Source organism: Bacillus sp. 1021, from assembly GCF_014534735.1.
GTDB lineage: Bacteria > Bacillota > Bacilli > Bacillales > Bacillaceae > Bacillus > Bacillus siamensis.
In genome coordinates this window covers 607,827-633,570 of the sequence record NZ_JACVSR010000002.1, presented here as the reverse complement: position 1 = coordinate 633,570, position 25,744 = coordinate 607,827, and the positions used below count along the sequence as shown (strand labels likewise).

The window sequence follows — 25,744 nt, the reverse complement described above, 5'->3', positions numbered from 1 at the left end:
CACGGCCGACAGGTTCAGACAATTTGTTCAAGAAAAGGATTGTATTTTCAAAACTTTCAAAATATAATGCTAATTAACCCGGTCATCAGATGACCTTATCATAAAAGTAATCGCTCGCATGACATAAGGAGGGGTTTTTTAGGGATGCAATGGACACAGGGGTATGCTCCATTAGGGGGAAATTTGCTTTTATCGGCAGCTTGCGCGCTCGTGCCGATGATCTTCTTTTTTTGGGCGCTTGCGGTGAAACGGATGAAGGGGTATATAGCGGGGCTTTTGACGTTAGCCGTTTCGCTTTTAATCGCTGTATTTGTGTACGGCATGCCGGCGGAAAAAGCAGTGCTGTCGGCTTCGCAGGGAGCGGTGTACGGTCTGCTTCCGATCGGCTGGATTATCGTCACATCGGTCTTTTTGTATAAAATCACCGTGAAAACGGGACAATTTGAGATTATCCGGAGTTCAGTGCTGTCCATTACAGATGACCGGCGTTTGCAAGCGCTGCTCATCGCCTTTTCTTTCGGGGCGTTTTTAGAAGGCGCCGCCGGTTTCGGCGCTCCCGTCGCGATCTCGGCCGCTTTGCTTGTCGGACTTGGTTTTCAGCCGCTTTATGCGGCGGGGATTTGCCTGATTGCCAATACGGCGCCCGTTGCCTTTGGCGCGATCGGCATTCCGATTACCGCCGTCGAAGGTCCGACCGGGATACCGGCTATGGACATTTCCCAAATGGTCGGCCGGCAGCTGCCGTTTTTATCCGTGTTTATACCGCTTTATTTAATCATTTTGATGAGCGGGTTTAAAAAGGCTTTTGAAGTATGGCCGGCCATTCTTGTTTCCGGCGTCTCCTTTGCGGCCGTGCAGTACGCAAGCTCGAACTTTTTAGGGCCTGAACTGCCGGATGTGCTGTCAGCGCTAGTTTCCATGGCCGCGCTCGCTGTGTTTTTAAAGTTTTGGAAACCGAAAACGGCCTATCGTTTCGCGGCAGAACGGGAATCAGCAGCGTCCATCGACGGGGTGCCGGCCGTGTACGGAGGCGCTCAAATATTTAAAGCATGGTCTCCTTTTCTTCTTCTGACGGCCATGATATCCGTTTGGGGGATTCCCGGCGTGAAGGCCGCCCTGACCGGCCATTATGAAGGAACGTCAATTTGGCTTTCCTGGCTGAATGCAGCCGGGCGAGCATTGACTTTCACGCCTCCCGTCCCATTTGTAAATCAGCAAATTCTTCAGGCGGACGGCACGCCGATTGAAGCGGTGTACAAGCTTGAGCTTCTCGGTTCAGCGGGCACGGCGATTCTGATTGCCGCCGTCATCTCCAAGTTCGCACTCGGCATGTCGTGGAAAGCATGGGGCGGGGCGTTTATAGAAACGGTGAAAGAATTGACGCTTCCGATCGTCACCATCGTTTCTGTTGTCGGCTTTGCTTATGTGACGAATGCTTCCGGCATGAGCACGACACTCGGTCTTGCGCTTGCCATGACGGGCGCGATGTTTACCTTTTTTTCACCTGTGCTTGGCTGGCTCGGCGTGTTTATTACCGGCTCTGATACGTCGGCCAATCTGTTATTCGGCGGATTGCAAAAGGTGACGGCGCTCTCTGTCGGGATGGATCCCGTTCTCTCCGTCGCCGCCAATTCATCAGGCGGTGTCACCGGAAAAATGATTTCTCCGCAATCCATTGCGGTTGCCTGTGCAGCTGTCGGTCTGGCGGGCAAGGAAGCCGACCTTTTCCGCTTTACGATTAAGCACAGTCTGTTTTTGCTTCTGCTCGTCTGTCTCATGACATTTTTACAGCATCATTTGTTTTCATGGATGATCCCGTAACATGGAGAACCTCCCCGGGTATGGCTCGGGGAGGTTTCAGCTGTACCGTTTTCGCGCAGATGACGGCGGGATATTTAATTGGTCACGGTATTTGGCGACGGTGCGTCTGGAGATTCGGATGTCATGCTGTTCGTGCAGCAGATCGGCAAGCTTTTGGTCTGAAAAAGGTTTCTTTTTATCTTCTTTACGGACCAATGCTTCCAGATGCGCTTTTACGGCATAATTGGAGGCGCCGCCGTCTCCCGATGATTCAGCTTTCGCCGAGAAAAATGTTTTCATTTCATACAGTCCGTACGGCGTCTGGACGTACTTCCCTTTGATGGCCCGGCTGATCGTTGATTCGTGGAGCTCCAGCGTTTCCGCCACCTCTCTTAAGGTCAGCGGCTGCATTCCGCTTTTTCCTGTGAGAAAAAAGGATGCCTGCCGTTCAGTCAGGACGCCGATGATTCTCGTGATGGTTTGTTTTCTTTGCGACAACGCCCGGTTCAGCCAGCGCCATTCCTGATATTTCGCCGACAGATAGTTTTTCGTGTCACGGCACCCGGCAGCTGACAATAGCGGCTGGTAATGGGCATGAAGCTGAATGTCAGGGAACGAACGGCTGTTGAGCCGCGCTTGAATGGTGCCGTTTTTCACCGTGATGAAAATATCCGGTTCTACATAAAAACCCGGCTCCTCATGCGCATAACGGAGCCCCGGCCTCGGATCAAGCGCGCTGATCATGTCAAAGATGTCCTGAATGTCTTTCAGCGGAATGCCCGTCTTCATTGTAAGCGCTTTCCAGTTCTTTCTTGCAAATAGCTCAAAATAGTCGCCGGCAATCCATTCCGCCTGTTCGTTCCGTTCGGGCAGACGGCGGAGCTGAAGAAGGATGCATTCCTGCAAAGACCGAGCACCGATTCCCGCGGGCTCAAGCGATTGAAGCTTTGAAAGAACCGCTTCCGTCTCCTCCAATGATGCGGATACATGGTCGGCGGCAGCTTGTATGTCCTCATTTAAATATCCGTTTGAGTCCAAAGAATATATCAGATAATTAAAAATTTTCTTCTCATCATCGGACAGCTTCATGTCCAAGGCCTGCTGTTTGAGCGAATCCTGCAGCGTTTTGCGCGTAAGTCTGATCTGCTGGCTTCCGTCCCGTTCTTTCATCCTGTTTTTACTTGTTTTATGGTAAGATAGTGGCGGCGTGTCTGTTTCCTTTCGTTCAATCAGAGGGTTTTCCAGTGAGAGCTCATCAATATATCCGGCCAGTTCCGCGGAATTGTATCCGAGTAATGTGATGGCCTGTTTAAGCTCTTGCGTTAATTGAGGCTTTAACATTTGTGTTTGCTGAAGTTTGATATCCATCATGCTCACTCCCCTTTTTTCATTGTACATGATTGGTTTCATACCGTATATACTTATTAAAAGGAGTTGCTTTATAGATGTCAGAACTTTTTTCTGTTCCGTATTTTATTGAAAACTTTACACAGCATATTGAAATGAATCCGAATGAAGACCGAATTCATGCGATGAACAGCTATTACCGTTCCGTCGTCTCAACCCTTGTCCAGGATCAGCTGACAAAGAACTCGGTTGTGCTCAAAAGAATTCAGCATTTGGATGAGGCATATAACAAAGTAAAACGTGGAGAAACAAAATAAACCTTCCGCTCATTCAAAGCGGAAGGTTTTCCTTCGTGCCGGCGGTTTCCCCGATCAGACGGACGTCCGGCGCTTCGTGCATCCAAGTGTGATAATAGTTGGCGTTTTTCCCGTATGAATTATCAATGACGGTATTTGGTTTCCCAAGAAGCGAGGACAGAATGTGGCCGTGAAGCCTTGACGTTTCCACCGATTCGTACCTGCTGAAAAACAGGACCGCTTTTTTCGTTAAGAAATCGGAATAGCGTTTCCAAAACCGCGCAATCGGCAGCGGGTTTCCCGCTTTTTTATTCAAAACATTCAGTGTTTGAAAAAAAGCGATCCCCCGGCGGTCACTTGCTGACAGCACATGCTGCCAGTCGCAGCTTTCAACGGAAGAATCGGTTTGCAGATTCGGATTGATTTCCCCGTCCGTGCGGATAAAATGGAGCCTGCCGCGTGACGGAGCCGCTGCCGTCCGGATCGGATACAGCTGATGGGCCATATCCGGCATAAGCCCGATATGATTTGCCGAAAAAAAGCGTTTCGCGGTTTCGTATGACACATGATCTCTCGTAAACAGATGCAGATCCTTGTGCTCCGCAAAAAGCGCCGCTGTCTTTCGCAGCCGTGTTTTATCCTGATAATAGATGGATTGCGGCAGAATGACGATCCTGTTTTCCGGAAAGGCTTTGACGATTCTTTCTCTGAACGTCTGATAGTACGGATAGAGATCCCCGAAATTCCCGCCTCCCTGGCAGACGATGATCGTTTCTTTGCCCGCCCGGCGCCCGAATGGAAAATTATCAGGGTTCCAGCGCTGTTTCACGCGGATGCCGTGCGCTTTAAAAAACGCCTCCGTCCCTTTCATAATTAATAAATCCCCTACATTTCCGTAGAGGGGATAGTCGGCATAAATGATGTCAGACTGGGGCGGTATGACGCTGAGCAGCCCTGCCAGCGTCTCTTTTAATCGGCTCATGACATGGCGGCTGTCCATGTTTTCTCCCCTTTCGTTTCAAACAGATGCGCAAGTGCGTCAATGACACGCTGCTGCTCGTCAATAGACAAGTCAGAGCCGGACGGCAGACAAATCCCCCGGCTGAAAAGATTCTCAGAGACCCGCTCATCTTCACTGTGAGGATAAAAGACGGAAGACGAGAAAAGCGGCTGCGTATGCAGCGGTTTCCACAACGGACGGGCCTCAATATGCTGTTTTGCAAGATAGGCGACGGCTTCTTCCGGCGTCACGCCGTTATCAAGCGTCAGAGCCGTCAGCCAGCGGTTTGAAACCGTTCCTTCAAGCTCCGGCATCATACGGATTCCCGGATACGTTTCGAGCGCTTCCCGATACCTGTGAAAAATGTCTCTCCTCGCCCGGACGCGATCTTCGAGCACTTCCAGCTGTGATATACCCACACCTGCGAGAATGTTGCTGAGCCTGTAGTTATAACCGAGCTCGCTGTGCTGGTAATGAACGGCGGCATCTCTCGCCTGTGACGCAAGAAACCTCGCTTTTTCAATCGCGGCTTCATCGTCAGACACGAGCATGCCGCCTCCCGATGTTGTAATGATTTTGTTTCCGTTAAAGGAATAAATGCCGAAACGGCCGAATGTGCCGCTCTGTCTGCCTTTATATGTTGATCCTAAAGACTCGGCAGCATCTTCAATCAGACAGACATCGTATGCGTCGCAAAGGCTCATGAGTTCATCCATTTTTGCGCTTTGGCCGTAAAGATTGACGGCGATCACCGCTTTCGGGAGCCTGCCGCGCCGTTTTGCATCACGGAGCGCCCGCTCAAGCGCGTCGGGAGACATGTTCCACGTCTCCCATTCCGAATCAATAAAAACGGGCTCTGCCTGCTCGTACACAATCGGATTCGCCGTGGCGACAAATGTAAAGGAGGGGCAAAATACAGCGTCTCCTTTTTTCACACCCGCAAGCCGCAGGGCTAAATGGATGGCCGCCGTTCCCGAGCTTACGGCCGCCGCGCTTTTCACTCCCGCATATTCCGCAAGCCGCGCTTCAAACGAATTGACGAGCGGACCGAGCGGCGCAATCCAATTGGAACGGAAGGCTTCCGCGATGTATTCCTGTTCTTTTCCGCTCATATGCGGCGGAGATAAATAAATCCGTTTGTTTGTATGCATGAAATCATCCTTTTTCATTATGAATAGGGGAGATGACGCGGGCCGGAACGCCGACCGCCGTCACATGATCGGGAATCCGGCTGATGACGGCAGCCCCCGCGCCGATCACGGACCAAGGGCCGATGTCCATCTGCGGTATGACGGACGCCCCGATTCCGACGTGCGCTCCTTCCCCGACTTTCACTCCGCCGGCAAGCGCCGCGCGCGGTGAAAGGTGGACGTAATCTCCGATTGCATTGTCATGATCGGCAACCGCACCCGTATTAATGATGCAATGGGCGCCGATGTCAGCGCCCGCCTGAATGACGGCGCCCGCCATCACAACCGTTCCGTGTCCGACGGAAGCCGTTTCACTGACGATTGCCTCCGGGTGAATGAGTGCGGCATAATTGTCTTGTTCAATCCCAAGCGTTTCAGCAAGCTGCTTTCTGACACCGTTATGTCCGATGCATATCGTGTACACGGCTTCAGGGACGAGTTGCAGAAGCATGTGCACGTCTTTCGTCCGGCCCGTATATAAACCGTTCCGAACGGCAAAACCGCTGAATCCGTCGTCCAATACGCCCGTAAGCTCCATATCGGAACGGGCCTGCACGATTTCCTTCACCACTTTTCCGTGTCCGCCGTTTCCGATCAGCACGACCTTTTTCACGATGACATATCTCCGCTGCCTGTGAAGCGCTTTGCCGTCACTTGGCCGTCTTGGTGTATGCCTTCTGACACGAGAACTTTTTTCACCGTTAAAAGCAGAATCTTTAAGTCGAGAAGGAATGAGCGGTTGTCGACATACCACACGTCAAGCTTGAATTTCTCTTCCCAGGAAATCTCGTTTCTCCCGTTAATCTGCGCCCAGCCCGTAATTCCCGGTTTCACCTCGTGCCGCCGCGCCTGCTCCGCCGTATAAAGCGGCAGATAATCCATCAGCAAAGGGCGGGGGCCGACCAGACTGATATCGCCTTTAATCACATTAAAAAGCTGGGGAAGCTCATCGATGCTCAGTTTTCTGATGAGCTTTCCCATTTTGGTCAGACGGAGATGATCCGGAAGCAGCACACCGTTTTCATCACGCGCATCCGTCATCGTCCTGAGTTTATACAACGTAAACGGACGCCCGTTATGCCCCGGTCTCGTCTGTTTGAATAATACGGGAGACCCGATGGCGCATCTGACGGCTGCCATGGCGAAGAGAAGAATGACACTTGCGCCGCACAATAACAACATCGCGGCCGCTATATCAAATACACGTTTCACCTTCAAATGTGAACAGCTCCTTTCACTTTTCGGCATTTCTGTAAAGCAAGCCGCCTTTCTTCTTTCGTACAAATGAAGAAAAAAGCGAATGCGGCATAGCTCATGCATACGGCAAGCCCCCCAGCGATCAGACCGGCCCAGCTGTCAAGCGGTGAAAACAGCCGGATACCCCGGCAGACAGCCCAGGCAAATACGGCCGCCGCCAACGGGCCGAACATTCCTTTGTAAAACGCGGTTTTCTGAAAGCCGGTAATATGCGAAACATACAGCGGCGTGAAGACGGCATTTTTCAAAATGAGGGAGACAGCCCCGGCAATGGTGATGCCGTACAGGCCGAGATGAGCCGGTCCGCTGAGAACCACGGCCAATATGACATTCAGTCCGCCTAAACATAAAGTAACGACGGCGGGCGTTTTTTGTTTATTAAAAGCCGTCCATACGTAAAAAAGCGGCATGACAGAGAGACTGACCGCCAAGTACCCGGCGTGAATGTATAAAAGCGGCGCCGTCTGCACAAATGACGGGCCCAGCCAAATCGCCAGAAACGGTTCGGCAAGCCCTCCCAATAATGCCGCGGGAAGCGCGAGCAGAAGCCCGTTCAGCCGTACGGCCTTATTGGCGTAAGACAGGAGGCCTTCCATATCGCCTTTTGAATAGCAGGAAGTCAAAACCGGCGCAAACAGCGAAGCAAGCGTCCCGGCGAGACTTCTGAGCAAAAGCGGAAATTGGATAATCGCCGCATAAACACCCGCTTCAGACGGTCCCAGCACGAGGTTGGCCGTCATGAGGTCAATCTGCAGAAACAGCAGCACGCCGATCTGATTGACAGAACTCCAGGCACCGGCCGAAAACAGCACTTTACTCGTCTGTAATGACAAGGTTTTACGGCTGAAAGAAAACCACGGAATCAATTTCTTAAAAAAGAAAAACGTCAGCACGGCCGCACAGACGGCTCCCGCTAAAGCTGAAAGCTGGATCTGCCAGATCTTCGGCGGCAGGCACGTAAACAGAGCGAGCACACACAGCACCCTCACCAGCATTTGCACGGCCTGAATGGAACTTGTGATATAAAGCTTGTTGGCAAAAAACGGCCCTGTCGCGAATCCCGCCGTCAAAAACGTCAGCATAAACAGCACACTGCCGATGACGATAGAGAGCCTCACATCCGTTAACAGCCCGGCCGGCACATTCATGATCTTGTCAATATAAAAAGCCGTCCCGGCGAGCGGCACAGCGAGCAAGAGCGATATCACGGCAGACGCGGCTAAATAATTGCTTACATACGCATTGGCCTCATCCCTGTTCCCCCTGTGGGCGGCGACGGTGAAAAACCTCACAACGACAGAGCTCAGCGCAACAGTAATAATCGAGAAATAGTTAATGATATTCTGTGTCAGATGGACAAATCCAAAAGCCTCCACACCTAATGTTTTCACAATAAAGGGCGTCATCCACACTGATAAAAACACCGATAGTAAAAACGCCGTCACATTGGCGCCGAAATTAATGGCAAATTTCATGCTCCTTCCGCACTGCCTTTCTCTTTCGTTTTCCGTTCGAAAAACGCATGCAGAAGAAGCGGAAGGCGCATTTTGCACAGACCGAGCACCACACGCTCTCCCGCCAGCAGCTGTTTATGCCGGCACGGCGTGCTGCGCACCGCCGTTTTTACCATGTCATACGTCAAAATTCTGCCGATGTGCGCCGTAATCTGATGTGACGGCTGCGGGGCGGCGCATGCGTTGGCGATCAGCATCGGGATCTGATGCTTGCACAAATACGTATCGATATCGCCCCGGCAGGCGTCCGTCAGTCCGTTCGCCTCATAAAAAGCCATTTTCGCCTCATATTGCTTCTGAAGTTCGTCATCTAAGTGAGGCTTAAACGGTGTTTCTGTAAGGCTTTGCGGGTTTTCCCGGTACACGTACAGCCCTTCATCTAGCACTTTGACACGCGAGGCTTGGCGGAACGCTGCCAAGTTAAACGGAGAATCTTCGGCAAACCGGATATCTTCATGGAACAACAGCCCTTGCAGCGCTTCTCTCCGGTATATATAGCGCCACACATACCAAATAAACCGATGTTCGTGCGCGCGGGTCAGCAATTCAGTCATCTCAGCCGCCGTGAAGACGCGGCCCGGCGGAAGGGACGGCGGCATATACGTTCTTTCTTTAGACGGCGTTTCTTTGTAATAACCGCAGCCGGCGATATCAAGCCGGTTCTTCTCCGCTTCTTCATAAAGCCGCTCGAACATCGTTTCCGCCGCATAGTCATCGCCGTCCGCAAAACCGATATAACGGCCGCGGGCGGCTTTTATTCCGGCATTGCGGGCCGAGCTGAGGCCGCCGTTTTCTTTATGAATCACCCGGATTCTCGCATCTTCTGCGGCGAATTGTTCGGCAATCCGGCCGGACTGATCAGGTGAGCCGTCATTGACGAAAATGATTTCGATGTCTCTCAGCGTCTGTTTTGTTAAAGATACAGCGCATTCTTTAATAAAAGGCTCTGTCTTATACATCGGGACGATCACGCTCACAAGCGGCGCGTTCATTGGGCATCACCGCTGATTTTCGAGCGCAGCCCGGCAAAATAAACACTGCGCAAAGAACCGTCTGCCTCATGCTTGCCGCTCAGCAGCCCGTTTACAGCGGCCGTCACGGCTTCAGGCTCCGGACGTTCAAGCAGTGTCATGTTCGGTATATGTTTCAGCCATTGAAAGCCTTCCATCACTTTATGATCAAACGAACGAATGACGACACAAGGCGTTTTCGTCAGCGCGCAAAAAATCATCCCGTGAAGCCTGTCAGTGACAACCGCCTCCGCGCCTTTCAGCGTATTCCACAGCGCCTCCAGCTCCCCTTCGCGTGTATGGCGGCTGACCCTCCGGCCGACCGTCGTGGTAAAAGTATGCAGCTCTCCGTACTCTTTTTTCAAAGCCTCTTTTACCATCGTTCTTTCCTCAGCTGTCAGCGCACTCTCCTTATCCTCCCGTAAACAAAGGTAGATCCCTTCCCGCGGGATGTGCCGCTCGCTTTTATCCAAATATAAGACCATATCAGGCTGTTTGAGCACAGTTTTTCCGGGAAAATGCCGCTTCATCCATTGATACGTCGTCTCATCTCTCGCCATCAGCAGAAGGTCAGGATGCGCATTGTACACTTTTTGGGCGCGTTTCAGTTCCTTCCGCCCCTTTTTTGAATCAGAGAAGTGAGCCGTCGCCGGAAGCTGAACGATCCGATACTGCCGGAATGTTTTTATAATAAAACGGCGCGTCCATTCCTCATACCGGTACAAATCCCCCATGTTTCCGCCGCCGATGATGAATACCATATCATCGGGATGGCGCTTTTTGATCAGCGCTTTTGCGGACCTGTAAATATCCTTCATATCGACCTCAATCAGATCAAAATCGGGATATTCCCGTTCAAGAAACGTTTTGCTTGCATAAGCGATGGCATGATCACCGAGATTATCGTGGGACGGAAGCAGCGTCAGAATGATCTTTTTTCTTGCCGCTGTATGCTCCGCCCTGTCCGCTGCCGTTCCGAAATGAAATTGGGACGGGTATTTGACCTTTAGCAAAAGCCATTCCGCGAGATTGATTTTTAAAGATTGTATCGACATTTCTTCACCCTCTGATTTTCATTTTGTACTCGATTGCCCGCTGATACGCGGCTGATGCCAGTGATACGAACGGAATCAGCTTCAGCCTCGCCAAAAGCAGAAGGCATGAGCGTTTAACGTCAAACGGCGCCGTTCCGGTTTTGGAAAGACTCAGCCGGAACACGGGATCAGCGCATATCCGGCTGATATTCCGCCATTTTTCGGAGAACCGGCCGCCGTTATTCCGCTTCCATTCATTCAGCAGGCAGACCGTTCCGTGCTGGACGATAAAATAATCAAGCTCCTGCCGGTATTCCTGTAAGCAGCCGTTTTCACGCAAAAAAGCCTCGTTCAGCCGGTAGAGAACGAGACCTGAGTCAAACAGCTTTTTCTGATAGCTTTGCACAATGGAAGTCAAGTGAATCCGATAATGATAGAGCGGCTGATCCACGTACGAGACCGCCTCGGCGAAAACATGCGCCCGGAGGCTGAAGTACTGATCCTCCACGTGCTCAAGCTCATCCCGAAGCGGAAAGCGCAGCCGATGCTGTTCGATCATAGCCCTTTTGTACAGCTTGTTCCATGAAAATCCGCTGACTCTTCCTTCAAATAAATCTTTCAGGTACAGCTGTTTCGGGCGGCCCTCGTATGCTGAAGCGATCGTTGAAACGGCGGTTTTCCCCGTATCCGCAAATTCGGCCGCATATTCGCAAATCACGAGATCAGCCTGATGAGCCTTCGCTTTTTCATACATGCGCAGGCAATAATCGGGATCAACCCAGTCGTCCGCATCAATAAAAGCGATAAATTCGCCGCGCGCCGCCTCAATCCCCTTGTTGCGGACCGCGCCGAGTCCCCGGTTTTGCTGATGAATGACCCGGATTCTCTCATCCCGCTTCTGATAGGTTTCAAGAATGTCCGGGCTTTGATCCGTTGACCCGTCATTGACGGCGATGATTTCGATATTGGCGAGCGACTGATTGAGCAATGAATCTAAGCATCTTTCTAAATAAGTTTCCGTATTATACACAGCAATTAATAAACTGACCGCGGGTGTTTCCATATAAACCTCCAGTATCCATTACCGGGAAAAAATCGTTCTGTACGGAAGCACAGACGAATCGACCGGCATAAGCAAATAGCTGTAAAGAAAATAACAGACAATAATGGCGATATAGATCAGCGCATTCGATTTTTCATCAAAAATCCTCACAAAATAAGGGATCAGGATCATTTGGTAAAGGCCGAAATATATATTAAACCGGGCAAAAATAACATCCTTTGTCGCCAGCAGACCGAAAAGCAGGCCCAGCAGACAGAAATTCACGATAACATCAATGTCAGGCCAGAGCTTACGCAGCCGCTCCCGGTAGCAAAAAGCCAAAAACAGCGGCAGAAGCAGCACCGCGATTTTTACGACGTTCATCCCGTTCGTGTTGGTCATCAGCCATTTCTCATAATGGCCGTACGAACTGTTTTCCAGCACGACGACAAACAGCGAAATGAACTTCTGATACAGAAACGTCATGAGAAGAAACAAGGCCGACAGCCCGAAAATCGCGGGCGACCAGGCTCTTCTTCTGACAATGAAATAAACCGGAATCATGATTAAGGCCGAGGAATGAAAGAGCGAACACAACAGCACGATGGACATATAACGCTTCCAGCTTCCATTTATCACATAGCGGACTGCCCAAAACAAAACGGCCGCCACCATATACTGCCTGATTCCGTTAAAGGAAGCGTAATAATGATACGTGCCCAAAAACAAAAACACACTCAGTTCAAACGGACGTCCGAACTCAACGAGCCCCTTTAAAATAAAGCTGCACGTCACGACCGCCACGGTGAAATACATAATTTGCGGATCTTTCGTGATAAAATTCATGAGCCAGATAAGAGCGGTAAATCCCGGATCAACGGCTGCTTTTTTCGCTCCGAACCCGAAGATCTCCCATATGCTCCCGTAATTTCCCGCCAGTTTATACATCAGCGCGTACGTCTGAAAATCCGTCCCGACTCTGTAACGCAAACCGGAAACCAATACAAGCGATGCCAGCGGAACGAGCATGACGAGCTGATTCGGCCGGTATCCGGTTGAAAGCGATTGATCACGCCCGCCGCACATTTTCGCGAACCATGACCAAATATAAACAATTCCCATATTGACTACATATACAATCATTCGTTACTGTTCCTTTTCACAGTTCATATTGTAAAGCTTCATAACAGCTCCCGCATTCTCTCCCGCGTCATATCCCAGCCGTCCGAGGGTTTCTTTAATGCGCGCCCTGCCAGGCTTTGGCGCCTCAGCTGCCCGTAAAATCGCGGATGCCCATTGTTCAGGCGGTTCTTTGAGGCTGAGCCTTTTGACCAGCCCGAGCCCGGCATCAGCTTCTTCCGTTATGCCGTCTGATATGACGCACGGCACCCCGGAGGCCTGCGCTTCAACGAGTGTGACGGGCAGCCCCTCATAAAGAGACGGCATGACAAATACATCCAGCGTTTTCAGCAGATCATGAACGCGATCCTCTACACCGATAAAACGCACAGCATCATCAAGCCCCAGCTTCTCCGCCAGTTTTTCCATATCGGTGCGAAGCGGACCGTCTCCGGCAAGAATCAGCTGTAAACCAATGCCCCGCTCTTTCATATCAGCGGCCAGCCGGAGCAGAAATTCGTGGTTTTTTTCTTCTGTAAAGCGGCCGATATGACCGATCACCAATCGGCCGGCGGCAATGCCCCGCTTCCTTTTTTCAGATTCTGTATCCGCGCGTCCTTCGGCAAATAAGTCAAGATCAATGCCGTTCGGCAAAAGCCGCACGTCTTTTTGTTCTCCGAATAAGAAACGGCCCGCTTCTTCTCCGCAGGCGCACAGTGCGGTGGCATTTGCCGTAATCAGCCGCCTGAACACAAACATCTGCATCTTGCCGAGCCCGGACGACCGTCCCCGCCACGATGTGCTGTGCGAATGACAGATCCGCACGGGGACGCCTGCTAAACGAGCGGCAAGCGCGATAAATCCCGACTGAAAATCGGTATGAGCATGCACGGCGGCAAACGGTCCTTTTTCCTGAATCACCCGTTTGACCTGTTTCACAAAAGTAATCGGGTTTGTGCTGCCGATGCTCGGCACATAAAAAAGCCGTCCGCCGAGAGCAAGAATCTCTTCATCATAAGCGCACGGATCGTTCCTATGGGTTAAAAAGTCAAACTGCACCTTCGTTCTGTCCATCTTCCGGTACAAATTCATCATCATCGTTTCTGCGCCGCCTCTGTTCATCCCGCTGAAAATGTGCAGCACCCGCGCCGGTTTGTCAGTCATGTTCGGCAAGCCCTTCTTTTTGGCGGACGTCCCTGTTTTTATGATAACGGTTCATGACTGCGGGCGGCGTGATGGCGCGGATGAGCGGTTTTGCGATATACACGTAATGGGAAAGCGGCAGTTTCAGCCGTCTGCACGCCTGAAAAACGAGCACTGCGTTATCAATGGAATACGTAAACGATCTCCGTTTAAACGCATCGCTGTCCTCTCTGACTTTATACAGCGTTTCCTGAAGGTTGTACCCTCGGAAACCCGCTTCAAAAAAGCGCAGCCACAAATCGATATCCTCCATCCGCCGCGTCCGCCTGACTGACCGGTAGCCGCCGAGTGCTTTGTACGCTTCGGCCCGCATCATAATGGTCCCGTGGCAGAACGGTGTGCCTTTCGCCATAATTTCCGGTTTCGGCACGGGCGGCAAAAGCCGGGCGCCCCTGACGCCGAATTCGTCAAATACGAGCATACCCGTGCCGACGACTTGATAGTGGGCGTGCTTGTTTAAGAAAGCGGCCTGTTTTTCCAGTCTTCTCGGGGCGGATATGTCATCACCGTCCTGCCTGGCGATATAATCCCCCGTTGCGTATGTCAGACAGCGGTTCAGCGAAGCGGCAAGCCGTTGATTTGTCTTATTTTGAATCAGCGTGATCCGGTCGCTGTAATGGTCCGCATAGCGGCGCGCAATCTGATACGTTCCGTCAGTTGACGCGTCATCACACATAATCAGTTCCCAATTCTTATAAGATTGGCTCAGGATGGATTCAATACTCTCCGCTAAAGTCTGTTCGCAATTATAAATCCCCATGATAACGGAAATTTTCGGTTGTGCTCCTGCATTCATACGCTTTTCTCCTTTTTATCCATATAGCCGGCGTAAATATGCGCCATTTCCTTTACCGTGCGTGTTTCTGAAAAACATTCCGCCGTACTGCGCCCTTTTTGCCCCATTGCTTTTCGCAGGCCGGGGGAGCGGTACAGCTTTTCAATCCGATCGGCAAACGCCGCGCTGTCTCCGGCCGGCACGAGAAAACCATTCACACCGTCTTCGATGATCTCGCGGTGCCCCCTGTTGTCCGTGGCAACGACGGGCTTTTCGGCAGCCATCCCTTCAAGCAGATTCATACCGAGCCCTTCGCGGATGCTTGAGGCGACAGACAGATCGGCAAGCTGAATCAGCTCATGAATGTCGCGGCAAAAACCGTAAAATCGCACAATGTCGGATACCCCGAGTGATTCAGCCTTTTTTCTGTACGGCTCTTCCATCGCGCCTTCTCCGGCAAATACGAGTTTCAGCTCCGGGATGCTGCGCTTCAGCAAGGCCGCAGACTCAATGAGGATACCCTGATTTTTGTTGCCGTTTAATTCGGCGGGATATACGAGGATAAATTCCCCGGCGCTGAAGCCGTGTTTTTCTCTCAGCCGTTCACTTTCTCTCCGGCTCACAGGGCGGAACCTGTCTGTATTAACACCGATGCCGTGTATTTTTTTCGCGTCGCAATCCGTTTTTTTCATTTGCTTGGCCCGTTCGAAATCTTCTTCATTAATGGTAATGAGACAATCCGTATAAGAAGAGAGAAATTTTTCGATCGGGTAATAAAGAAGCCAGTTCTTCAGAGGCGCTCCGTCGCAGAAGTGAAAGCCGTGCGCGGTGTACAGCACCTTTGTCCCTTTTTGGCGCGCTTGTCTCGCAGCAAGGCGGGTGAGTACGCCGCCGACCGGCGTATGACAGTGAATCATGTCATAGCCGTTGTCTTGAATGAGCTGCTTCAGCCGCCTGTAAACAGAAAGATTTTCGGGATGAAACGGGGAGCGCCGGATCGGAATGGAAAACTTTTTATCAACGAACGGAAGGTTCATATGACCGCCTGCCGCGACATGCACCTCCCAGCCCATATCCTGAAACCATTGAAAATACGGAAGATGAAAGGCTTTAAAATGATAATCGACTGTCGCGCAGAATAATACTTTTTTCGTCATCTTTCTGTCCTCCCATCACACGCCTGCGGCCGCTTCTTCATGTACTGATTCAATCGCCTCAAACAGCCGTTTTCTCAGCTCATCTTCAGGCAGACGGCTGAATTCCTCCATAAAACGGATGAGCACGCCCCAATCCCCGTCGATCGCTTTACCGATATGGATTTTCGGAAAAATCTGTTCCGTATGTACTTCATTATGATTCAGCAGTTCTTCATACATCTTTTCTCCCGGGCGGATGCCTGAGAATTCAATGGGAATCTGTTCTGTCGTATAGCCTGATAAATGAATCAGGTTCTTTGCCAAGTCGACGATTTTGACGGGCTCTCCCATATCCAGAACGAAAATCTGACGCCCTTTTGCAAGCGCCCCCGCCTGAATGACGAGTCTTGACGCTTCGGGAATCGTCATAAAATATCTTGTCATCGCCGGATGCGTGACGGTGACGGGTCCGCCTTTTTCAATCTGCTTTTTAAAAATCGGAATGACGCTGCCGCGGCTTCCGAGCACATTTCCGAAACGGACGGCGGCGAATTTGGTGCGGCTGACCTTTCCGAGGTTCATGATGACCATTTCCGCAAACCGCTTCGTCGCGCCCATGACATTGGCCGGATTGACCGCTTTGTCAGAAGAAATCAGCACGAATGTTTCCGTTCCGCACATATCGGCGGCTTCGGCGACATTTTTCGTGCCGATAATATTGTTTTTGACGGCTTCTTCAGGATTATGTTCCATTAACGGCACATGTTTATGAGCGGCCGCATGATAGACGACGTGCGGCTCGTATTTCTTCATCAATGTAAAGATTTTATCTCTGTCCTGAATATCGGCAATCTCCGCGTGAAAAAGCACCTCTTTGCCGAAGCGTGCGGACAGTTCGTTATGCACCGAATAAATGCTGTTCTCCCCGTGGCCGAGAAGGACGATTTCATGCGGAAGAAACGCGCTGATCTGGCGGCAGATTTCAGAACCGATAGAGCCGCCGGCGCCCGTGACCAGAATCGTTTTCCCCTTTATGCTGTCAGAAATTTTGCTCGTATCAAGGGTGACCGGCTTTCTGCCGAGGAGATCTTCGGCTTTTACATCCCTGATGTTTCCGGCAGCCTGCGTTCCGAGCAGGATCTCATCAAATTGCGGCATGATTTTAATATGGGCGCCCGTCTGCACACATTCTTTGTACAGCGTTTGGAGCTCATGGGGGCAAAGAGACGGAATGGCGATGATGATATGATGAATTCTCAGCCTCTGCACCGCCGGCATAATGCTTTCTTTTCCGCCGATGACGGGCAGACCCATAATTTTGAGCTTATGCTTCGTCTGATCATCATCAATAAAAGCCACCGGCATGATCCCGAGATCATTTTTCTGCGTAAGCTGACGGGCGAGCAGCGTCCCCCCTGCGCCCGCGCCGATGATCAGCGCCCGGGAAGAGTCATTTTGCTTCCTGCCGATCGTTTCTTTCAGCACGCGCGAAATCATCCGGCTTCCTCCGATAAACAAGAGCTGAATCATCCAGCTGACGGCTAAAAGCCGGAACAAAATCGTGTGGAACACCCCGTATTGGACGGCGGCTGTCACGGCTGCGGACAGAGTGATCCCCTTCAGCAGATCAAGCAGCTCGCCTATTCCCGTATACGTCCATACCTGCTTATACTGATGAAACATAAAAGCGCATACATGGTGGCTGATCAGCATGCTCACGGCGGTCAGCAATAACGCTCCGGAGTCATAAAAGTGATAAGAATCCTCAAAAAATTGATATCCTATAACAACGGAAAGTAAAACGAGATACGTATCCAATGCAAAAATCATTGAAAGTCTTCTCCGGTAAGTCAATCTTTCCCCTCCTCATTTATCGGTTTAGCTGGTACGGTTTTCGTAAAAAAACTGGCATAACAGCTAAAACGATAACAATGCAGCATTAAGATAAATTGGGCATTTAACCCGTCCTCACACCCCGCCACCGACGACCAGCATCTAAGGCAGCAGCAGAAACCGCTGCCCACAGCAGAGCCGAGTGCCTCCGTTGATAAAGGTAAGGAGACATCACCTGCACTGCTCAATACGAGTAGTGCTCTGTTTTTTTGATCTTCTTTTTATTCAGCAGTGCGCCCAGAAGCTTCGCCTTTGACTGCTGGAGCGCGTCTTTCGCCTTTTGGACGGTATCCATTTTCGTTTTTCCGCTCAAAACGACGAGAACGCTTCCATCCGTCTGGTTTGCTAAAATCTGTCCGTCAGCCACCGCCAAAAGCGGAGGTGAGTCGAAAACAACAAGACTGTACCGGCTGTACATCTCCTGAATCAGCTCTCCCATCGCCTTTGAGGACAAAAGCTCTGCCGGATTCGGCGGCGTCGGCCCGCTCGTTAGGACATAGAGGTTGTCAATCAGCGTTTTTTGCACTGTTTCATCGAGGGAAGCGTTTCCGACTAACACATTCGTAAGGCCTTGTACATTTTCAAGCTGATAAGTCTCGTGTATCGTCGGTTTTCGTAAATCCGCATCGACGAGCAGCACCTTTTTCTCCTGCTGCGCAAATACCGCGGCAAGATTGGCGGCGCTGAATGATTTTCCTTCTCCCGGAACGGAAGAAGTGACGAGAATGGAGCGCAGATGGGTCTGGACAGAGGAAAACTCAATATTTGTCCGAATGGTGCGGTATTGTTCAGCCACCAATGATTTGTGATGTAAAACAGATATTTGAGCCAATCCCCGTCTTGACTTCTTTTTTCTGAATCCCAAACGCCTCACTCCCCGAAATGTTTTTCATCAGACCGTGTCTGCTGATTTTTGATATCATACACAACCCCTAAAACGGGCAAGTCCGTTTTTTCGCTGAGCTGCCGCTCGCTCTTAACGGTTTCATCAAGAAAGTGGAGAAAAAACGCAAGCGTCACACCGGCCATAAGAGCCGCACCGAATGCCATCATGATATTCCGGATGCGCGAAGGCTTGACCATCGGGCTTTCCGATGCTTTCGCCTCAGACAAAACGATAACGCCTTTTATATTCATCCTGTCGCGGACTTCTTTTTTAAATGCCTTCATCAGCGTGTTCGCTATAGCGGCGGCCTTTTTCGGATTCTCATCCTGCACCGCTGCGGTGATGATTTCTGAATCGGTTTCGCTGCTTGTCGTGATCTTTGCTTTTAAAGCGGATGCCGTCTCAGAAAGATGCAGCGTCTGTTTCACTTTCTCAAGCACAACCGGGCTTTTCATTATCGTTTGAAACGTGGTGCTGTAATGAAGATTCAGCTGAACGTCGCTGAGATTCGAATTTTTTTCACCGCTTGTTTCATGAATGAGCACTTGTGTCGACGCCTGATAAACGGGCGAAATCACCCGGAATTGGATGTATCCCGTTATCAGCGTCACCGCTGCTGTCATGATAAAAATCAGTAAAAATCTGTACTTAATAATGTCAAATAATTCTTTAAAACTCATATTCTCATTCATGTAATATACAGCCTCATCCTTGTTGCATCAGGCTTAAACGCCCCCTTCTGTTAATGATTGGATTATAAAAGAAAAGCTCGAAATTTGAAAATTTCAAATTAAGCCATTTGGTTCTTTTTAGAGAACATTATCGTGATTTTCCTCTTATTTACTGCACTTACCTTTCAATTTTAAATTTTATAAAGAACGAAAAATTTCTTATAATGAACGAAAAAATGTCAGTATGCAGGGGAGAATTCAGCACAATGATTGGAAGAATAATACGTTTATACCGCAGAAGAAATGGCTACTCTATTAATCAGCTAGCAGTCGAAGCGGGAGTCTCTAAATCTTATTTAAGCAAGATAGAACGGGGGGTTCACTCAAATCCGTCCATCCAATTTCTTAAAAAAGTGTCCGCCACCCTTCAAGTCGATCTGACGGAGCTTTTTGATGCCGAAACGATGCTGCATCATATGGGAGGCACGGAAGATGAGTGGCGCATTCATCTCGTGCAGGCTGTGCAGTCAGGCATGCCGAAAGAAGAACTGTTCACCTTTACGAACAAACTGACTGAAAAACGGCCGGAGCCCGCACCCTACCGCAACAGAAAACTGACTGAATCGAACATTGAGGAATGGAAAGCGCTGATGCAGGAAGCAAAAGAACTCGGCTTGTCCGTTCAGGAAGTCAGATCATTTTTAGAACGGAAACGTTACTGATCATATGCAGATGAAAGGGATTTCATTCGCTTCATGTCTTCATCTCTGTATATAATGAAAAGAAAAAAGGGGATGAAGTCATGACAAAACTTACCGTTCAAACCCGCTGCGGCGCATTAAAAGGAACGGCCGGCCGCGGTGTCCGCACATGGAAGGGCATCCCTTACGCCAAGCCGCCCGTCGGAGAGCTGAGATTTAAAGCGCCGGAGCCGCCCGCACCTTGGGACGGCGTAAAACATGCCGACTCGTTCGGACCGGTTTGTCCGCAGCCCGCTGATTTGCTGTCCATGTCGTTTTCCGGAGATGTTCCGCCTCAATCTGAAGATTGCCTTTACCTCAATGTGTTCGCCCCGGAATCAGAGGGTGTGAAACGGCCTGTCATGGTATGGATTCACGGCGGCGCATTTTTTTTAGGCGCCGGAAGCGAACCGATTTACGACGGCTCTGCTCTTGCCGCTGAAGGAGATGTCATTGTGGTGACACTTAATTACAGGCTCGGGCCGTTCGGTTTTTTACATTTGTCTTCTATTTCTGACGCGTATCCCGGCAATATCGGCCTGCTCGATCAGATCGCCGCGCTGCGCTGGGTGAAGGACAATATTTCCGCTTTTGGAGGGGACCCTGATAACGTCACGGTATTTGGTGAATCGGCAGGCGGCATGAGCATCGCCTCCCTTATGGCAATGCCTGACGCAAAAGGCCTGTTTCATAAAGCCATTTTAGAAAGCGGGGCCTCTCAGACGATGACTGCTGATATGGCAAAAGACATTGCCGAGACTTTTATCAGCGAGGCCGGTATTAAGACAGATGATATGAGCAAATTGCATACCCTCCCGACAGATGACATTCTCACAGCTGCCGGAAAAGTGAACAGTATAAAGGGACAGAATATTTTTCATCTTTTTTATCAGCCGGCCATAGATCCGGCCACATTGCCGAAGGAACCTGAAAAAGCGATACACGGCGGTGCGGCAGAAGGCATACCGATACTCATCGGCACCAATCGGGATGAAGGATATTTATTTTTCACCCCTGATTCACCTGTTCATTCCGAACAGGAGCACGCCGATTATTTGCGCCATCATCTTGGAGAAGAAGGCTATTTGCAAGCGGCACCCTTATATCCTCATTCCTTAACGGGACAAATTGATATGATGACGGATCTGAAATTCTGGCGGCCGGCTGTCGCTTTCGCACAAGGACAATCGCGATTCGCACCCGTCTGGATGTACCGCTTTGACTGGCATGGCGAAACACCGCCGTTTCATAAAGCGGTTCACGCTCTGGAATTGCCGTTTGTGTTCGGAAACTTTGATTCTTTGAAAAAGACGCTGAAGGAACCGCCCGGTGAAGATGCAAAAGAGCTCTCCAGGCTGATGCAATCCGCATGGCTGGCCTTTGCGAAAAAAGGAAACCCGGACACCGATCAGCTCCATTGGCCTCAGTATGAAACAGGCTCGCGTGAGACGCTCATTTTCAACACAGCCGTCTCGACGGAAAGTGATCCCGATTCCGCCAAACGCCGCATCCTGTTTCAAGTATAAAAAAACCCCAAGGGATCAGGTTCCCTTGGGGTTTCGTTTTCATCCCAGTTCAGACCTCAATTTTCCACATTAACCCTTATATGTTATATTCCTTTATAACTGATCATCTAACTATTCATAAAGGAGTTTTTATATGGAGAAATCAAGTATTTTCGGCACAGCTGCCGTTATCATCGGGGCGCTGATGATCTTAGTTTCAGTTGTCTTCCTGCGCGACACTGATTTCTATGCCGTGAGGTGGATAGGCGCTGTCATCATGGCTGCAGGATTTTCATACGGGCCGGCCCACACAATTTCAAAACATAAAAACAAACATGAAAAAGAAACCCGGTAACCTTACTGGGTTTCTTTCATCTATTTCATTTATCTCACTTCATAGTGCAATTCCGCAAATTGTTTATAGCGCCGGACATCCGTCAGCTTCAGCCCGGTCTCCCGGTCTCCGGGTTTAAATAACGGAATTCCCCGGCCGAGCAGAACAGGTGCGATCTGAATGATAAACTCATCGACAAGTTTTTCCTCCAAAACGGGGTGCAGCAAATCACTCCCGCCGACAATCCAAATCCGCTTGCCTTCTTGGCGTTTCAACGCTTGTATAAAACCGGCAGGCTCTTCATGAATAAACCGCACATTTTCAGTACGCCCGGTCAATGTCCGCGAAAACACATAGCACTCTTTTCCCTTATACAGAAACTCCTCGGGAAATAACGTCATAATTTCATCATATGTTTTTCTGCCCATAATGATCGTATCGACAGATTCATAGAAAGATGCATAATCGGTGTCTTCTTCACCTTCAGTCCCGATTAACCAATCCAAAGAATGATTTTCCCGCGCAAGATAGCCATCTGCGCTGACAGCACCGTAAAAAACGAGCTTTCTTTGACCGCCCATGAAAAATCCCTCCCCCTTTTTTACAAGTTCATACAAACTAATTATACCATTTTTTCTTATCTTTCTGCTTTTGAGATGCTGTTAAAATACCGTCTATCCATCTTCCTGTAATCGGCATAAAGAAATGAAGGATGAGCCCTCCTAAACAAACGGTGAATAACGTCCCGATGCCGACCGGACCTTTTAAGATCAATGCCAATATGAAAAACACGAAGTAAATGACCGTTCTTGAAAAGAATATGCTTCTCCCTGTTAATTCGCGGATAATCAACGTTAACCGATCAACCGGGATCGGTGCGAAATTTGTGTGCAGATAAGCCGCGGTTCCAATCCCTATTACAACCAAACCGATGGCAAAACAACCCGCTTTTTCGTACCATGGTTCAGGCACTATGAAACGATGCAGGAAAAACAGCCACATATCAATCCCGATTCCCGTTATAAACGCCGTAATCATCCCTGAAAATTCCGGTCTTTGTCTTTTTAACATTGAATTGCAGCATATTAACAGGAAAGCTATGATGATTTCCCAGCTTCCTACAGTCAGCCCAGCATGTACAGACAGCCCCACGATTAGCGCATCGAAAGGCGACGTTCCAAGATCAGATTGAATCGTGACAGAAATACCAAAAGTTAATATAATGATTCCCAAAATATAAAAACCATATTTCATGTTACCGGCCTCATTTTCATATTTTATGTTGCAAATACAACAAAACCACATTATATTTAATATACGGTATTTTTATTGCAATTACAATATTTCATAAATAAGAAAGGAGCTGTATGAACATGAGCATCAAATTAAAAAAATGCAGCCTCGACGATATAACAGCACTCCGGGAGATAAGCATTGACACATTCAATGATACATTTACAGATCAAAATTCACTTGAAAATATGAAGGCTTATTTGGAAAATGCATTCCGCTCTGAACAGCTGAAAACGGAATTATCCAATCTGTCTTCACAATTCTATTTTGTCTATTATAATGATGATCTTGCGGGATATGTAAAAATCAACATGGATGAAGCTCAATCAGAAAAAATGGGTGATGATTCTCTGGAAATTGAGAGAATTTATATAAGAAAAAACCATCAGAAACACGGGCTTGGCAAATATCTGCTGAATGAAGCTGTGAAAATCGCTGCCGAACACAACAAAAAGAAAATCTGGCTTGGCGTATGGGAAAAAAACGAAAACGCAATCGCCTTTTATAAAAAAATGGGGTTTGTCCAAACGGGAGAACACTCTTTTTTTATGGGGGATGACGAACAAGTCGACTTTATCATGACCAAAACCCTGTCGTAGGATTTCCTGATTTCATACACAAAAAACCCGGCAGCTGAGCCGGGTTTTTTCTATTATTTTAATTTTCCTGCGCGAATATCATCTGTCATGCCTTCGTACGGCGCTTCTGAAATCAATGATTCGTTATTGATTCCCGCATTATTGAGATACGTAATATCCGCAAACTCAGGAACGACATATTTAGGATACGTTTCATATTTCTCACGTGACTCTTTCATCACGTCAATGTAATCATTTTGGTAGCATACCGTGATTTCCGGATGCTCATGCACCCATTTCGGGAAGAAAATAATCCCGTGCATCCGTTTTTCATTCGGCATAAAGTTTAATGAAACATCTGTGCCTGTCGGTTCAGTCCATGACACTTTATATACGCCTTCTGTCAGCTTTACGATATTCACTTCTTGGTCGCGCACCCAGCGTCCGCCTACCATACCGCTATGAATCCGATAGTCGATCGTATGATCATTTTTAATATAAATTTCATACTCCCAGCCGTTTTCATACGTGTAAATCATATGGCTTCCGATAAAGTTTTCCATGTCGACTCACTCTCCATATCATTATTGAACTTCATAAATATCCAACCGAATGTCATCCGGCAATCTGACCGCAGCCCTGATAAACAGCCGGTCCTGCAGAAACTGATATGCCTCACTGCTTGCTTCAAACATAGGCACAGTGCGAAAATAAACATGCTCGGGATCAATGATGCCGTTCACTGAATCATTGATGACTTTTTTAAAGAAGGTTCATTCAAGAACGTATCACCTCCCGAGATATTATGTTTATTTAAACATGTAACTATTTACACGTTTAATTGTAACGCTGTTAAAATGGACTGTCAAATAATGAGCGGCCTCTGATAAAGTTTACCCGAAAAAAGAGGTGTTCAACAAAAAAGACAAGGGCGGCAAATGCCAAACCCTTGTCTTTTTCGTTTAGTGTATGCTCATACCAGACGAGCGTCTTTATTAATAATCGCAGTCTTTATCTCTGCATTCTTTCTTTCTCACAGCATCTATAGTGTGTCCCATAATCTTGTCATTTGCCTTATCATAAATACCGTCAAATTTATTTGATGTATCATCGTTGTAATAGCCAAATACCTCTATCCCGCCCATTGGATCTGTTTCATATTTATCTTTAAATGTAACGTTATGTATTCCTTCATAATTCGCTTTGATAAATTTCTCCATTCGTTTCTGAGCAATCTTTATCTCTTCAGCCTGAACATTTTTATCATTCATACTCTTCATTATAAAACCTCCGGCTGCTATAAAGATAACCATGAAGATCATAATGTATGTTTTCACCAGAATCATCCTCCCATGAGTTATGATGAAGCTCGCGGACTAGAAAAATGATCGGTGACATCCGGTGCATTTAGGCGTCTTAAGATTTTTCTTCAGTGTCCACAGAGGATCATATAAGCGGCAATCCAGAGTACTTCTTGCGTCTTTTTAGTATTCACACTCTTTTTCCTGACATTCGGGTTTCTCTTCCGCATCGACTGACGAAACTCCTATTTCATCATTCGTTTTGTCATAAAGTCCAAAAAATTCTTTTTCCTTATTACCATTCAAGTACCCCTTCACGGAAATACCACCCATAGGATTTATTTTATAATTGTTAAGGTATGTAATGCGCTTTATATCTTTGTAATTAGCTTTTATATAGCTTTCCATTTTATTTTTCGCTTGGATAAAAAGTTCTTGTTCTGCTTCTTTTTTATCATGGTGGTACTTCATGTAGATACTTCCTGACGCTATAGTTATCACAAATATTAGGGCAATTTTGCATCTCTTCACAAACTCATCCTTTCTTAGATTAAATTTATATCAACCTCGGGGTGTTGTACATGTCTAAAAAGCATCAATGTATCAAGTATCAGTGATCGAGAATACTTTTTTATAAGCGTTAGTTATAGTTAGATCTAGGTTAAATGAAGTGATAAAGGAGAAAGGAATTCAAATCCAGAAGGAATTGGCTGATTTAGTTGGTTCTACTGAGGCTGCGATAAGCAACAAATACAAAATATGATATCACAACACTATTCATTATTAACTGAGGATTAAATGTACCTATGGAAGATTTGTT

General features: G+C 48.6%; 27 protein-coding genes and 1 pseudogene. 6 read left to right on the top strand and 22 right to left on the bottom strand.

Going from position 1 to position 25,744, the window contains the following annotated elements:
* The first annotated feature begins 144 nt into the window (after positions 1 to 144).
* A complete protein-coding gene (gene lutP, locus ICW23_RS09835; RefSeq protein ID WP_188154427.1) occupies positions 145 to 1,821 on the top strand; it encodes an L-lactate permease LutP in 1,677 nt (558 codons plus the stop codon).
* Between the two features lie 36 nt (positions 1,822 to 1,857).
* Here lutP and rpoN read toward each other — a convergent pair whose 3' ends face one another.
* Entirely contained in the window at positions 1,858 to 3,168 is a 1,311-nt protein-coding gene (gene rpoN / locus ICW23_RS09830; RefSeq protein WP_049628769.1) for an RNA polymerase factor sigma-54, read from the bottom strand.
* Positions 3,169 to 3,245: 77 nt separating this feature from the next.
* Here rpoN and yvfG point away from each other — a divergent pair, with 77 nt between their 5' ends.
* Positions 3,246 to 3,464 carry a protein YvfG gene (gene yvfG, locus ICW23_RS09825; protein ID WP_003151570.1) on the top strand — a complete coding sequence of 73 codons (219 nt, stop codon included), beginning with the start codon at positions 3,246 to 3,248 and terminating at the stop codon, positions 3,462 to 3,464.
* Positions 3,465 to 3,477: 13 nt separating this feature from the next.
* Here the strand turns inward: yvfG and ICW23_RS09820 are convergent, their stop codons facing one another.
* The 15 genes from ICW23_RS09820 to ICW23_RS09750 form a co-directional block, all read right to left on the bottom strand.
* A complete protein-coding gene (locus tag ICW23_RS09820; RefSeq protein WP_016937867.1) occupies positions 3,478 to 4,443 on the bottom strand; it encodes a polysaccharide pyruvyl transferase family protein in 966 nt (321 codons plus the stop codon).
* Positions 4,422 to 5,594, bottom strand: coding sequence for an aminotransferase class I/II-fold pyridoxal phosphate-dependent enzyme (locus tag ICW23_RS09815; RefSeq protein ID WP_016937866.1), 1,173 nt, complete (start codon positions 5,592 to 5,594; stop codon positions 4,422 to 4,424). Before ICW23_RS09815 ends, ICW23_RS09820 begins: the two co-directional genes overlap by 22 nt.
* 4 nt (positions 5,595 to 5,598) lie before the next feature.
* A complete protein-coding gene (locus ICW23_RS09810) occupies positions 5,599 to 6,246 on the bottom strand; it encodes an acetyltransferase (RefSeq protein ID WP_188154426.1) in 648 nt (215 codons plus the stop codon).
* Complete coding sequence (locus ICW23_RS09805; protein ID WP_188154425.1) at positions 6,243 to 6,851, bottom strand: sugar transferase; 609 nt, start codon at positions 6,849 to 6,851, stop codon at positions 6,243 to 6,245. The genes ICW23_RS09810 and ICW23_RS09805 overlap by 4 nt, the downstream gene beginning before the upstream one ends.
* Positions 6,848 to 8,365, bottom strand: coding sequence for an MATE family efflux transporter (locus ICW23_RS09800; protein ID WP_188154424.1), 1,518 nt, complete (start codon positions 8,363 to 8,365; stop codon positions 6,848 to 6,850). The genes ICW23_RS09805 and ICW23_RS09800 overlap by 4 nt, the downstream gene beginning before the upstream one ends.
* A complete protein-coding gene (locus ICW23_RS09795; RefSeq protein ID WP_095241302.1) occupies positions 8,362 to 9,396 on the bottom strand; it encodes a glycosyltransferase in 1,035 nt (344 codons plus the stop codon). The genes ICW23_RS09800 and ICW23_RS09795 overlap by 4 nt, the downstream gene beginning before the upstream one ends.
* A complete protein-coding gene (locus tag ICW23_RS09790) occupies positions 9,393 to 10,469 on the bottom strand; it encodes a polysaccharide pyruvyl transferase family protein (RefSeq protein ID WP_095241301.1) in 1,077 nt (358 codons plus the stop codon). The genes ICW23_RS09795 and ICW23_RS09790 overlap by 4 nt, the downstream gene beginning before the upstream one ends.
* A 4-nt stretch (positions 10,470 to 10,473) precedes the next feature.
* On the bottom strand, positions 10,474 to 11,511 hold the full coding sequence (locus ICW23_RS09785) for a glycosyltransferase family 2 protein (protein ID WP_016937860.1): 1,038 nt from the start codon (positions 11,509 to 11,511) through the stop codon (positions 10,474 to 10,476).
* 18 nt (positions 11,512 to 11,529) lie between these two features.
* A complete protein-coding gene (gene epsG / locus ICW23_RS09780; RefSeq protein ID WP_016937859.1) occupies positions 11,530 to 12,633 on the bottom strand; it encodes a biofilm exopolysaccharide biosynthesis protein EpsG in 1,104 nt (367 codons plus the stop codon).
* Between the two features lie 3 nt (positions 12,634 to 12,636).
* A complete protein-coding gene (locus ICW23_RS09775) occupies positions 12,637 to 13,773 on the bottom strand; it encodes a glycosyltransferase family 1 protein (protein ID WP_188154423.1) in 1,137 nt (378 codons plus the stop codon).
* A complete protein-coding gene (gene epsE, locus ICW23_RS09770) occupies positions 13,766 to 14,608 on the bottom strand; it encodes a glycosyltransferase EpsE (protein WP_188154422.1) in 843 nt (280 codons plus the stop codon). The genes ICW23_RS09775 and epsE overlap by 8 nt, the downstream gene beginning before the upstream one ends.
* Positions 14,605 to 15,744, bottom strand: a complete 1,140-nt coding sequence (locus ICW23_RS09765; RefSeq protein ID WP_188154421.1) for a glycosyltransferase family 4 protein — start codon at positions 15,742 to 15,744, stop codon at positions 14,605 to 14,607. Before ICW23_RS09765 ends, epsE begins: the two co-directional genes overlap by 4 nt.
* 15 nt (positions 15,745 to 15,759) lie before the next feature.
* Positions 15,760 to 17,577, bottom strand: coding sequence for a nucleoside-diphosphate sugar epimerase/dehydratase (locus ICW23_RS09760; protein WP_188154420.1), 1,818 nt, complete (start codon positions 17,575 to 17,577; stop codon positions 15,760 to 15,762).
* Between the two features lie 223 nt (positions 17,578 to 17,800).
* Complete coding sequence (gene epsB / locus ICW23_RS09755) at positions 17,801 to 18,481, bottom strand: protein tyrosine kinase EpsB (RefSeq protein ID WP_016937854.1); 681 nt, start codon at positions 18,479 to 18,481, stop codon at positions 17,801 to 17,803.
* A 5-nt stretch (positions 18,482 to 18,486) separates the two neighbouring features.
* Entirely contained in the window at positions 18,487 to 19,194 is a 708-nt protein-coding gene (locus ICW23_RS09750; protein ID WP_188154419.1) for a YveK family protein, read from the bottom strand.
* Between the two features lie 245 nt (positions 19,195 to 19,439).
* Between ICW23_RS09750 and slrR the strand changes: the two genes are divergently transcribed.
* From slrR to ICW23_RS09735, 3 genes are all read left to right on the top strand, one after another.
* On the top strand, positions 19,440 to 19,895 hold the full coding sequence (gene slrR, locus ICW23_RS09745) for an HTH-type transcriptional regulator SlrR (RefSeq protein WP_188154418.1): 456 nt from the start codon (positions 19,440 to 19,442) through the stop codon (positions 19,893 to 19,895).
* Positions 19,896 to 19,975: 80 nt separating this feature from the next.
* Positions 19,976 to 21,439: a carboxylesterase/lipase family protein gene (locus ICW23_RS09740; RefSeq protein ID WP_188154417.1), complete on the top strand. Its 1,464-nt coding sequence runs from the start codon at positions 19,976 to 19,978 to the stop codon at positions 21,437 to 21,439.
* A gap of 133 nt (positions 21,440 to 21,572) precedes the next feature.
* Positions 21,573 to 21,773 (top strand): hypothetical protein, encoded by a 201-nt coding sequence (locus tag ICW23_RS09735; protein WP_045925906.1) that lies wholly within the window; start codon positions 21,573 to 21,575, stop codon positions 21,771 to 21,773.
* Positions 21,774 to 21,802: 29 nt separating this feature from the next.
* Here ICW23_RS09735 and ICW23_RS09730 read toward each other — a convergent pair whose 3' ends face one another.
* Both ICW23_RS09730 and ICW23_RS09725 read right to left on the bottom strand, forming a co-directional pair.
* Entirely contained in the window at positions 21,803 to 22,333 is a 531-nt protein-coding gene (locus ICW23_RS09730; RefSeq protein WP_016937850.1) for a dihydrofolate reductase family protein, read from the bottom strand.
* A gap of 37 nt (positions 22,334 to 22,370) precedes the next feature.
* Entirely contained in the window at positions 22,371 to 23,006 is a 636-nt protein-coding gene (locus ICW23_RS09725) for a YczE/YyaS/YitT family protein (protein WP_064778582.1), read from the bottom strand.
* 119 nt (positions 23,007 to 23,125) lie between these two features.
* Here ICW23_RS09725 and paiA point away from each other — a divergent pair, with 119 nt between their 5' ends.
* Entirely contained in the window at positions 23,126 to 23,644 is a 519-nt protein-coding gene (gene paiA, locus ICW23_RS09720; RefSeq protein WP_099744160.1) for a spermidine/spermine N(1)-acetyltransferase, read from the top strand.
* 53 nt (positions 23,645 to 23,697) lie between these two features.
* Here paiA and ICW23_RS09715 read toward each other — a convergent pair whose 3' ends face one another.
* From ICW23_RS09715 to ICW23_RS09700, 4 genes and pseudogenes are all read right to left on the bottom strand, one after another.
* A complete protein-coding gene (locus ICW23_RS09715; protein ID WP_045925902.1) occupies positions 23,698 to 24,186 on the bottom strand; it encodes a phenolic acid decarboxylase in 489 nt (162 codons plus the stop codon).
* 21 nt (positions 24,187 to 24,207) lie between these two features.
* Positions 24,208 to 24,357, bottom strand: a pseudogene (locus ICW23_RS09710) (DUF3237 family protein); the annotation flags it as partial.
* 261 nt (positions 24,358 to 24,618) lie between these two features.
* A complete protein-coding gene (locus ICW23_RS09705) occupies positions 24,619 to 24,903 on the bottom strand; it encodes a DUF1433 domain-containing protein (protein WP_060965103.1) in 285 nt (94 codons plus the stop codon).
* A gap of 204 nt (positions 24,904 to 25,107) precedes the next feature.
* A complete protein-coding gene (locus ICW23_RS09700; RefSeq protein ID WP_188154416.1) occupies positions 25,108 to 25,395 on the bottom strand; it encodes a DUF1433 domain-containing protein in 288 nt (95 codons plus the stop codon).
* Positions 25,396 to 25,744 lie beyond the last annotated feature (349 nt).

Excerpts from the sequence above, each read along its gene's own strand:
- lutP (WP_188154427.1), top strand. The coding sequence starts at position 145 with ATGCAATGGACACAGGGGTATGCTCCATTAGGGGGAAATTTGCTTTTA.
- rpoN (WP_049628769.1), bottom strand. The coding sequence starts at position 3,168 with ATGGATATCAAACTTCAGCAAACACAAATGTTAAAGCCTCAATTAACG.
- yvfG (WP_003151570.1), top strand. The coding sequence starts at position 3,246 with ATGTCAGAACTTTTTTCTGTTCCGTATTTTATTGAAAACTTTACACAG.
- ICW23_RS09820 (WP_016937867.1), bottom strand. The coding sequence starts at position 4,443 with ATGGACAGCCGCCATGTCATGAGCCGATTAAAAGAGACGCTGGCAGGG.
- ICW23_RS09815 (WP_016937866.1), bottom strand. The coding sequence starts at position 5,594 with ATGCATACAAACAAACGGATTTATTTATCTCCGCCGCATATGAGCGGA.
- ICW23_RS09800 (WP_188154424.1), bottom strand. The coding sequence starts at position 8,365 with ATGAAATTTGCCATTAATTTCGGCGCCAATGTGACGGCGTTTTTACTA.
- ICW23_RS09795 (WP_095241302.1), bottom strand. The coding sequence starts at position 9,396 with ATGAACGCGCCGCTTGTGAGCGTGATCGTCCCGATGTATAAGACAGAG.
- ICW23_RS09790 (WP_095241301.1), bottom strand. The coding sequence starts at position 10,469 with ATGTCGATACAATCTTTAAAAATCAATCTCGCGGAATGGCTTTTGCTA.
- ICW23_RS09785 (WP_016937860.1), bottom strand. The coding sequence starts at position 11,511 with ATGGAAACACCCGCGGTCAGTTTATTAATTGCTGTGTATAATACGGAA.
- epsG (WP_016937859.1), bottom strand. The coding sequence starts at position 12,633 with ATGATTGTATATGTAGTCAATATGGGAATTGTTTATATTTGGTCATGG.
- ICW23_RS09775 (WP_188154423.1), bottom strand. The coding sequence starts at position 13,773 with ATGACTGACAAACCGGCGCGGGTGCTGCACATTTTCAGCGGGATGAAC.
- epsE (WP_188154422.1), bottom strand. The coding sequence starts at position 14,608 with ATGAATGCAGGAGCACAACCGAAAATTTCCGTTATCATGGGGATTTAT.
- ICW23_RS09765 (WP_188154421.1), bottom strand. The coding sequence starts at position 15,744 with ATGACGAAAAAAGTATTATTCTGCGCGACAGTCGATTATCATTTTAAA.
- ICW23_RS09750 (WP_188154419.1), bottom strand. The coding sequence starts at position 19,194 with ATGAATGAGAATATGAGTTTTAAAGAATTATTTGACATTATTAAGTAC.
- slrR (WP_188154418.1), top strand. The coding sequence starts at position 19,440 with ATGATTGGAAGAATAATACGTTTATACCGCAGAAGAAATGGCTACTCT.
- ICW23_RS09740 (WP_188154417.1), top strand. The coding sequence starts at position 19,976 with ATGACAAAACTTACCGTTCAAACCCGCTGCGGCGCATTAAAAGGAACG.
- ICW23_RS09735 (WP_045925906.1), top strand. The coding sequence starts at position 21,573 with ATGGAGAAATCAAGTATTTTCGGCACAGCTGCCGTTATCATCGGGGCG.
- ICW23_RS09730 (WP_016937850.1), bottom strand. The coding sequence starts at position 22,333 with ATGGGCGGTCAAAGAAAGCTCGTTTTTTACGGTGCTGTCAGCGCAGAT.
- ICW23_RS09725 (WP_064778582.1), bottom strand. The coding sequence starts at position 23,006 with ATGAAATATGGTTTTTATATTTTGGGAATCATTATATTAACTTTTGGT.
- paiA (WP_099744160.1), top strand. The coding sequence starts at position 23,126 with ATGAGCATCAAATTAAAAAAATGCAGCCTCGACGATATAACAGCACTC.
- ICW23_RS09715 (WP_045925902.1), bottom strand. The coding sequence starts at position 24,186 with ATGGAAAACTTTATCGGAAGCCATATGATTTACACGTATGAAAACGGC.
- ICW23_RS09705 (WP_060965103.1), bottom strand. The coding sequence starts at position 24,903 with ATGAAGAGTATGAATGATAAAAATGTTCAGGCTGAAGAGATAAAGATT.
- ICW23_RS09700 (WP_188154416.1), bottom strand. The coding sequence starts at position 25,395 with ATGAAGTACCACCATGATAAAAAAGAAGCAGAACAAGAACTTTTTATC.